The sequence below is a fragment of the Clostridium sp. genome, from assembly GCF_047718555.1.
In the GTDB taxonomy this organism is placed as follows: Bacteria; Bacillota; Clostridia; order Clostridiales; family Clostridiaceae; genus Clostridium_I.
Map to the genome: position 1 here is coordinate 1 of NZ_JBDNRK010000124.1, position 1,937 is coordinate 1,937.

General features: G+C 29.1%; 2 protein-coding genes. Both read left to right on the forward strand.

All coding sequences use genetic code 11. The annotated features are described in order from the left end of the window. Positions 1-1,087 precede the first annotated feature (1,087 nt). The gene (locus tag ABF633_RS20695; protein ID WP_415526627.1) at positions 1,088-1,411 is read left to right on the forward strand and encodes an ArsR/SmtB family transcription factor; all 324 of its coding nucleotides are present in this window, start codon (positions 1,088-1,090) and stop codon (positions 1,409-1,411) included. 57 nt (positions 1,412-1,468) lie between these two features. Continuing rightward, positions 1,469-1,840 (forward strand): arsenite efflux transporter metallochaperone ArsD, encoded by a 372-nt coding sequence (arsD, locus tag ABF633_RS20700; protein WP_415526629.1) that lies wholly within the window; start codon positions 1,469-1,471, stop codon positions 1,838-1,840. Positions 1,841-1,937 lie beyond the last annotated feature (97 nt).

The following is a 1,937-nucleotide window of genomic DNA, read 5'->3' on the forward strand; positions in this document are numbered from 1 at the left end:
ATGCTTTTATTATCTATATATTTTTTACTACATCTATGTTCTCACTAATAGTTGTTGCTGTAAGTCAGTAAATTCCATTTTACAAATATTTTTTCCATAACTGCTTCTTTCTATTCGTAAACACTTTTTTACAAGTGTACTGACAGCACATTTATATAACTTCATGTAATTTATCACATTTATGCCCGTAAGCAAGTGCTATCCATCTCCCACCTATAGAGAGTGGGAGAATTCCGCACATTAGGTTAAAAATACATTGAATAGCTAATCTATAGTTTCATTATTTACTGTATATGAAAAAACTTGAATAAATATAATAATCTGCTTTTAATGATTGAGGTTGTTATATTTATATTCATTCATCTTCTTTCATAAGTGACCAAATTATTGATTAAAAAAGATTAATAAAATGAAAAAAGTCTATAGTTTCTCCACGTGTTTCGATTTTTCTATAAACAAAGAAATCGTTATCCAGGGATGTAGCAGCCGTTATCTCCCACTTTGATAGAAAAGCAGAGAACAAAAATCTTTGATTTTCTGTGAATCGCTTTCGCTGTGTGCAAGCAGAGAACAAAAATCTTTGATTTTGTGTGAATCGCTTTCACAGAGTGCGATGGGAGTATTACGGATGGTAGTCATCGGATAAACTTTCTAATTTTATAATTTAACTTTATGCTTTTCTAGAAATTTGTTATGAATAGTATAATAACCCATATTAACTATATAATATAAATTATAAATAATCAAACTTAATTATCAATGAATCGTACAAGTGGGAGTTCGTACTCCCACTTGTTTAGATGAATTATCCAGGGACGTGTGGCTGTTATCCCAATCTTTAGAAAAGTAGAGAGCCAAAATTTTTAATTTTGTGTGAATCGCTTTCACAGAGTGCGATGGAGTGTTACAGCGACTAGTCATCAGATAAATAAGTAGTAGCAATAAAAGAAAAATATGAATACTATAATATATAGATAATAATAAATATAATAATTAATTATATATTAATATAAATAGATTATATTGACAATGCATAGATAATCATCTATATTATACATAGATGATTATCTATGCAGGTGGTGATTGAATGAGATTAAATTATGCAGAAAACTCTAAAGTTATTAAAGCATTAGCTGATTCTAATAGATTACAAATAATTGATATACTGTCCTGTGGTGAAAAGTGTGCTTGCGATATGTTAGAATATTTTGACTTTACTCAGCCTACACTTTCTCATCATATGAAGGTTTTAATGGAATGTGGGATTGTTAATTGTAGAAAAGATGGTTTATGGAGTTATTATTCATTAAATATTGCTTACTGCAATAAATTAATGTTATTTCTTATGAATCTTATAACAGATACAGATGAATGTATCTGTAAAGATAAAACTAAATGTGAATGCAAATAAGGCATCTTTGACTTGTTATTTATTTTCAGATGCCTAAAAGACAAGGAGTGAATGATTATGAAAAAAATGATTATTTTTGAACCAGCTATGTGCTGTTCAACAGGTTTATGTGGACCAGGAGTTGATCCGGAATTATTAAGAGTATCTACAGTACTAAATACTTTAAATAAGAAAGGTATTGTAGTTGAAAGATACAATTTAACTAATAATCCTCAGGCTTTTGTTGATAACAAAATAATAAATGAAATATTAAATAGTGATGGAATGGAGGCACTACCTGTTACTATAGTTGAGAATAAGATTGTAAAAACAAAAGCATATCCAACTAATGTTGAATTTTGTGAATTTCTTGATATACCGCAAAATTATATTAGTACTGGACTTAAATTTAAGTCTAAAGGCTGCGGGTGTAAAGATGGGTGCTGTTAATTAAACTCTAATTCAGCAAGTAGTTCAGAGTAAATCATTGATATCAATTGAAGCAAGTTCTTAATTCAGGTGGGGATTCTTTTACCCCATCTGAATT

Coding starts and splice junctions, on each gene's coding strand:
- ABF633_RS20695 (WP_415526627.1), top strand. CDS start 1,088: ATGAGATTAAATTATGCAGAAAACTCTAAAGTTATTAAAGCATTAGCT.
- arsD (WP_415526629.1), top strand. CDS start 1,469: ATGAAAAAAATGATTATTTTTGAACCAGCTATGTGCTGTTCAACAGGT.